The organism is Pseudomonas sp. A39, assembly GCF_058145955.1.
The window spans coordinates 37,980-44,188 of sequence record NZ_JBYVMD010000045.1; the positions used below are offsets into that span (position 1 = coordinate 37,980).

At 59.0% G+C, this 6,209-nt stretch carries 6 protein-coding genes; 3 read left to right on the forward strand and 3 right to left on the reverse strand.

Annotated features, from left to right (window positions below):
- Positions 1-3: 3 nt before the first annotated feature.
- Positions 4-567, reverse strand: coding sequence for an FMN reductase (msuE, locus tag AC3ZU9_RS25875; protein WP_093546696.1), 564 nt, complete (start codon positions 565-567; stop codon positions 4-6).
- Positions 568-967: 400 nt separating this feature from the next.
- Between msuE and AC3ZU9_RS25880 the strand changes: the two genes are divergently transcribed.
- The 3 genes from AC3ZU9_RS25880 (at position 968) to AC3ZU9_RS25890 (ending at position 4,489) form a co-directional block, all read left to right on the forward strand.
- Complete coding sequence (locus AC3ZU9_RS25880; RefSeq protein WP_064052260.1) at positions 968-1,237, forward strand: hypothetical protein; 270 nt, start codon at positions 968-970, stop codon at positions 1,235-1,237.
- 233 nt (positions 1,238-1,470) lie between these two features.
- Positions 1,471-2,631, forward strand: coding sequence for a cysteine desulfurase family protein (locus AC3ZU9_RS25885; RefSeq protein ID WP_012723305.1), 1,161 nt, complete (start codon positions 1,471-1,473; stop codon positions 2,629-2,631).
- Positions 2,632-2,680: 49 nt separating this feature from the next.
- Positions 2,681-4,489 (forward strand): aminopeptidase P family protein, encoded by a 1,809-nt coding sequence (locus AC3ZU9_RS25890; RefSeq protein WP_490091527.1) that lies wholly within the window; start codon positions 2,681-2,683, stop codon positions 4,487-4,489.
- A 158-nt stretch (positions 4,490-4,647) separates the two neighbouring features.
- On the opposite strand, the gene AC3ZU9_RS25895 is transcribed toward AC3ZU9_RS25890, so the two are convergent.
- Entirely contained in the window at positions 4,648-4,929 is a 282-nt protein-coding gene (locus tag AC3ZU9_RS25895; protein ID WP_012723307.1) for a hypothetical protein, read from the reverse strand.
- Positions 4,930-5,093: 164 nt separating this feature from the next.
- Positions 5,094-5,981, reverse strand: coding sequence for a threonine/homoserine exporter RhtA (gene rhtA / locus AC3ZU9_RS25900; protein WP_012723308.1), 888 nt, complete (start codon positions 5,979-5,981; stop codon positions 5,094-5,096).
- Positions 5,982-6,209 lie beyond the last annotated feature (228 nt).

Below are 6,209 nucleotides of genomic sequence, written 5' to 3' on the forward strand. Positions count from 1 at the left end.
TCCTTACGCAATTTTCAGCAGAGAGGGGGAGTGCGCAGCGAACAAAGGCGCTGCACGTTCTGCCGCGAGTTGAATACGGGCTTTTAAGAGTTCGCTGGTTATCTGGTAGTCGGTGAAGTCAGCCTCGGTGGCGTAGACGCCGATCGGCAGGGTCAGCGCCTGGAAGAAGCTGAACAGCGGTCGTAACTGATGATCGAGGACCAGTGCGTGGCGTTCGCTGCCGCCCGTGGCTGCGAGCAATACCGGTGTGTTGATCAGCGCATTGAGGCCGATCAGGTCGAACAAATGCTTGAGCAAGCCTGGGTAGGACCCGCGATAGACCGGTGCGGCGACGATCAGCAGGTCGGCCTGTTCGATAGCCAACAGTTGCGCTTCGACTTCAGTGGGCAGTTCATCGCGCGACAGTGCACCGCCCAGCGGCCGGGCGATGTCGCCCAATTCGATCAGGGTGGTCTGGATCGGCAGCAACGTGGCCAGTTCAGCCAGCACAGCCTGGGTCAGCACCAGGGTGCGGGACGGACGCCAGGTTCCGCCGGAGAGGGCAACGACATTCAGTGGACGTGTCATGAACAGTTCCTTTTTCAACAGTGGTTCATAGCAGGTGGGTTGCAACCTGTTGAGCAAGAGCTGTACCAACGGGTGCAGGCCTTGATTGGCGTGGGTTGCAGGCTCACTGCTGAAAACTGCTGCTGTTGGCTGCCTGGTGATTTGTTGAATGACTGTTGGGTGGGCAACAGTTGCGTGGGCAACAGTGTCGTTGCTGTGTAGCGACATTTATAGAGGGTTAGTTTTATTCCGTAAATGAACGTATTTCCATATTTATAGATCATAAAGAAATATAAAGGTGGAGCTATCGAAGGTGCTTAAGCGGTTGATAGCAACTATCACGGGAGGTGATTTTTCAGCGTGCAGGGGCCGGAGTAGCCTGTGTTCATTGACTCGAAACCTCCTTTGCAGGGCTACCGCCATGAACCGATTCCTCGCTGTTTCCTTATTGATTGTCAGCTCCGTCCTTGCCGGATGTGCGAACCATCCTTCACCTGAATTGCGTCCCTACACGGCGGAAGAAACCAAACAGTTGGCCCTGGAAGCATTGAGCCGCCGTGGTTTGTCGTTTGATGAATACCAACAGCAGCGCGCCGCACTGACCGGCCAGCCACAGAAACCCTTCGGCTTTGATCGCCAAGGTGAAATGAATGCCGAGCGCAGCGTGACCTTGCACGGTCGTCCGAGTTGAGTTCGCGCCTGGCGACAAAAAGCCCGAGGTTTCCCTTAAGAAACCTCGGGCTTTTTGTTTGCCATTGGGCGACTTCAGCCTGTTAAGCTGAATTTCAGGAGCGTTCCTACGCACATTTACATAAAGTGGTCCTTCTTTAATGGCATTCGATCGGTTAAACCTGACGACCTCTGTCCCGGTCCGTGCCCCTGAGACGCTGCTCTCGGGAACCTGCTCTGCGAGTTTCTAACGTCATGAATAAACGTCCGCTGTATTTCGACTACGCCGCCACCACGCCGGTGGATGAGCGGGTCATCCAGGTGATGGTCGAGTGCCTGGGCTTCAATGCCAATTTCGGTAACCCCGCGTCCAGTTCCCATGCGTTCGGCCAAGCAGCCCGGCAAACGGTTGAACAGGCGCGTCGCCAGGTGGCCGAGCTGGTCGGTGCCCAACCTGAACAAATCGTCTGGACCTCCGGCGCCACGGAATCCAACAACCTTGCGATCAAGGGCGTGGCCCAGGCGCGGGGCGTGGCGGGTGGGCATATCATCACCAGCCAGATCGAACACAAGGCCACCCTGGATACCGCGCGGCAACTGCAGGAAGCTGGCGTAGCCGTGACCTACCTGGTGCCGGATGCCGATGGGTTGATCAGCGTCGAGGCGGTCAGCGAAGCGCTGCGCGAGGACACCTTCCTGGTGTCGCTGATGCTGGTGAATAACGAGCTTGGCACCCTCAACGACATCCCGGCCATTGGCGCTCGCGTGCGTGAACACGGCGCGTTGCTGCATGTGGATGCGGCGCAGGGCGCGGGCAAGGTGGCGATCGACCTGGCGCAGTGGCCGGTGGATCTGATGTCGTTTTCGGCGCACAAGCTGTATGGCCCCAAGGGTATCGGCGCGTTGTATGTCGGGCCACGGGCGCAACAGAAAGTCCTGGCGCAGATTCACGGCGGCGGTCACGAAGGCGGCCTGCGCTCCGGCACGTTGGCGACTCATCAGATTGCCGGCATGGGCACCGCGTTCGCCTTGGCGGCGGCGTCGTTCGCTGAAGAAAAAGCCGTGATCGTTGCCTTGCGCCAGCGTCTGCTGGATCAGTTGGAATCGATTGCCGGCGTGCGCCTCAATGGCAGCGCTACACAACGTATTCCACACACCCTGAGCCTCACCTTCAGTGAAGGCGAATTCAATGCCGCTGCGTTGAGTGCGGGGATCGCGTTTTCCGCGACGTCCGCCTGCAATTCGGCGAGCAATACGCCGTCCCATGTGTTGCTTGCCTTGGGCCATGATGCACGCAGCGCCGGCCGTACCATTCGCTTGAGCCTGGGCCGGTTTACCACCGAGCAGGATATCGATCAGGCTGTGCAGTTGATCAAAGCGACCCTTGCCAGTGCACCGGCGTTCTGGGCGGTCTGATTCATTTATCGCAACACATAATAATTATTCGTGGTTAGCAGGAGACACAATGAGTACGCAGCCCTTGACCCATGGAACGGTACCCCAGCGCCTGGCGCTTACCCGTGAACTGATGAGCCGCGAGGGCATTCACGCCCTGCTGGTGCCGTCGGCCGACCCGCACTTGTCCGAATACTTGCCGGGTTACTGGCAGGGGCGGCAATGGTTGTCGGGCTTTCATGGTTCGGTGGGGACATTGATTGTCACCGCGGACTTCGCCGGTGTGTGGGCCGATAGCCGCTACTGGGAACAGGCGAGCAAGGAGCTCAAGGGCAGCGGCATCGAATTGGTCAAGCTGCAGCCGGGTCAACCCGGTCCGCTGGAATGGCTGGCCGAGCAAACGCCGGAAGGGGGTGTCGTTGCGGTCGACGGTGCGGTGATGGCCGTGGCCTCGGCGCGCACTCTAGGCGGCAAGTTGGCGGAGCGTGGTGCGCGCTTGCGTACTGATATCGATCTTCTGGATGAAGTCTGGCGGGACCGCCCGGCTTTGCCGAACCAACCTATCTATCAGCACCTGCCACCGCAAGCCACCGTCAGCCGTGGTGAAAAACTCGCCTCACTGCGTGCCGCCTTGAAAGAGAAGGGCGCCGATTGGCACTTCATCGCCACCCTGGATGACATCGCCTGGCTGTTCAACCTGCGCGGCGGAGACGTTTCGTTTAACCCGGTGTTTGTGTCCTTTGCCTTGATCAATCAACAGCAGGCCACGCTGTTTGTGGCGCTGAGCAAAGTCGATGCGCAACTGCGGGGCGTGCTGGAGCAAGATGGCGTGACGCTGCGCGACTACAGCGAAGTGGCTGACGCATTGCGCGCGGTACCGGCAGGCGCCAGTTTGCAGGTCGACCCGGCTCGCGTCACTGCGGGCTTGCTGGAAAACCTCGATGCGGGCGTCAAGCTGGTCGAAGGACTCAACCCGACCACATTGGCCAAGTCCCGCAAGAGCCTGGCCGACGCGGAGCATATCCGCCAAGCAATGGAGCAGGATGGCGCGGCGCTGTGCGAATTTTTCGCTTGGCTGGACAGTGCACTGGGCCGCGAGCGCATCACCGAGCTGACCATTGACGAGCACCTGACTGCGGCACGCACCCGTCGCCCCGGTTATGTGTCGCTGAGTTTCAACACCATCGCCGCGTATAACGCCAATGGTGCGATGCCGCATTATCACGCCACTGAAGACGAACATGCGCTGATCGAAGGTGATGGCCTGTTGCTGATCGATTCAGGTGGCCAGTACCTGGGCGGCACCACCGATATCACGCGGATGGTGCCTATCGGTACGCCGAGTGACGAGCAGAAGCGTGATTGCACCCGCGTACTCAAGGGCGTGATCGCCTTGTCCCGTGCACATTTCCCGAAGGGAATTCTGTCGCCGCTGCTGGACGCCATTGCCCGCGCGCCGATCTGGGCTGAAGGCGTGGACTACGGCCACGGTACCGGGCATGGCGTAGGCTATTTCCTCAATGTGCATGAAGGTCCGCAAGTGATTGCCTATCAGGCCGCCACCGCGCCGCAAACGGCCATGCAGCCGGGGATGATCACCTCCATCGAGCCGGGCACTTACCGTCCGGGCCGTTGGGGCGTGCGCATCGAGAACCTGGTGCTGAACCGCGAAGCGGGCGAGACCGAGTTCGGTGAGTTTCTCAAGTTCGAAACCCTGACCTTGTGTCCGATCGATACCCGTTGCCTGGAACCGTCGCTGCTGACGGCGGATGAACGTGAGTGGTTCAACGCTTACCACGCGCACGTGCGTGAGCGTTTGAGCCCGTTGCTCAGCGGTGCCGCGCTGGAGTGGTTGCAGGTACGCACTGCCGCTATCTGATCGGCTGCAGTTCAGGAGCCTGGGCGAGGGCGTCGGCCATAGAGTCGACGCCCTCGCCTGGGGCCGGCTGTCGCCGATACCGCATGGATTGGCGTCAATGAAGGGCCGAATGTGTATCTGGCGTTTAATAGGAGCAGTCAGGGAGACTGCTCGAGCGATTACTTGCAGATGACGATCATGCTGCGGCTGGTGTAGCCCGCAGGGTTGAGGCCGAAGGGGTAATCCCCTGGTTCCTCGGAGTTGTCACCGGACTTTGCGATTACCCGGTAGCCCTTGACGCCGCAGGAGTTGGTTGCACTGGTGTAGCACTGGTCCCAGGAAGAGGACAGGCCGGAACAGTTGATATGCAGCCCTTTTTTGCCACGTTTTACTTCTGTCTTGGTGGTCGCGGCGCAGCCAGCAATGGCCATGACCATTAACAGTATCAAAATTCGCTTCATTCCTATCCTTAATAGCCGCCTCGCACTGTTAGAGGCAGGCTCTACTCGCTCTCGGGTGTAGCGTTCGCGCTGTCCTTGTCGAAACTCTCCATGAATGACATTCGTTTGCGGCTTAAACATGGCCTAAATGCGTGCTAAATGCCAGAGCTACATTCAAACAGAATTCAATCCGCGGGAACCAACGGCTTTGACTCGCTGCGCATCGTCACTGTGGCACCTACGGAGGCCAGAATGATGCAGGTGATTGCCAGCCACTGCGCGATGGATAAGTGCTCATGTAGGAATAGAAGGCCGGAAACAGCTCCGAAAGCGGGTTCGATGCTCATCAGCGTGCCGAAGGTGCGGGCGGGGAGGCGCGTCAGTGCCACCATTTCCAACGTGTAAGGCAGAGCCGTGGACAGAATGGCGACGCCGATCGCGACCGGGATCAGTGCAGGCGTCAGCAATGCGCTGCCCGCATGGACGATGCCGATAGGCGCGACGAACAATGCGGCGATCATCACGCCAAGAGCGGCGGTCTGGACGCCGTTGTCATTACCGGCTTTCTGCCCATATAGAATGTAGAGCGCCCAGCAGACACCAGCACCCAGCGCGTAACCAGCACCGAGCAAATCGATGCCACTGCTGGCTTCCCCCATGGGGATGAGTAGGAGAAGGCCGATAATTGCGAGGACAATCCACAGGAAGTCTACTGCGCGTCGAGAGGCATAGATGGCTACGGCAAGCGGCCCGGTAAACTCGAGGGCGACCGCGATACCCAGAGGCACGCTGCGCAAGGACATATAGAAGAGGAAGTTCATGCCACCCAGTGCCATCCCATAAACGATGACGGTGCGCAGGGATTTGGCCGTCAGCTTGGCGCGCCAAGGACGTAGGAGAAGCAGCATGATAACGCTGGCGAAAATCAGACGCAGGGCTGTGGTGCCTTGTGCGCCGACGATAGGAAACATGCTCTTGGCCAGCGAGGCGCCGGACTGGATGGAAGCCATGGCGATCAACAGCAGGCCGACGGGGAACAATGTCGAGGCCAGGCTGCGGGGGGAGGTGGTCATTGGAAGTGTTTGTCCGAGGTCATATTGATAGAAGCGTGGGCGCTATGATGCTTAAGTGTTTGCTGTTGAGCAATATAGTGCTCAATTATCCTTTCCGACACCCTTTAAGGGGCCATGTTGGCGGTTTTCAGGTCCTTTGATAGAAAAAGCAAATTAAGGGTTGACGGCAGATTCTGGAAGTCTATAATTCGCCCCACTTCCGGCGCAGTCGAAACGGAAAACTCCTTG

What these genes read in the sequence shown, in the direction of transcription:
- msuE (WP_093546696.1), bottom strand. Translation starts at nt 567, where the DNA reads ATGACACGTCCACTGAATGTCGTTGCCCTCTCCGGCGGAACCTGGCGT.
- AC3ZU9_RS25880 (WP_064052260.1), top strand. Translation starts at nt 968, where the DNA reads ATGAACCGATTCCTCGCTGTTTCCTTATTGATTGTCAGCTCCGTCCTT.
- AC3ZU9_RS25885 (WP_012723305.1), top strand. Translation starts at nt 1,471, where the DNA reads ATGAATAAACGTCCGCTGTATTTCGACTACGCCGCCACCACGCCGGTG.
- AC3ZU9_RS25890 (WP_490091527.1), top strand. Translation starts at nt 2,681, where the DNA reads ATGAGTACGCAGCCCTTGACCCATGGAACGGTACCCCAGCGCCTGGCG.
- AC3ZU9_RS25895 (WP_012723307.1), bottom strand. Translation starts at nt 4,929, where the DNA reads ATGAAGCGAATTTTGATACTGTTAATGGTCATGGCCATTGCTGGCTGC.
- rhtA (WP_012723308.1), bottom strand. Translation starts at nt 5,981, where the DNA reads ATGACCACCTCCCCCCGCAGCCTGGCCTCGACATTGTTCCCCGTCGGC.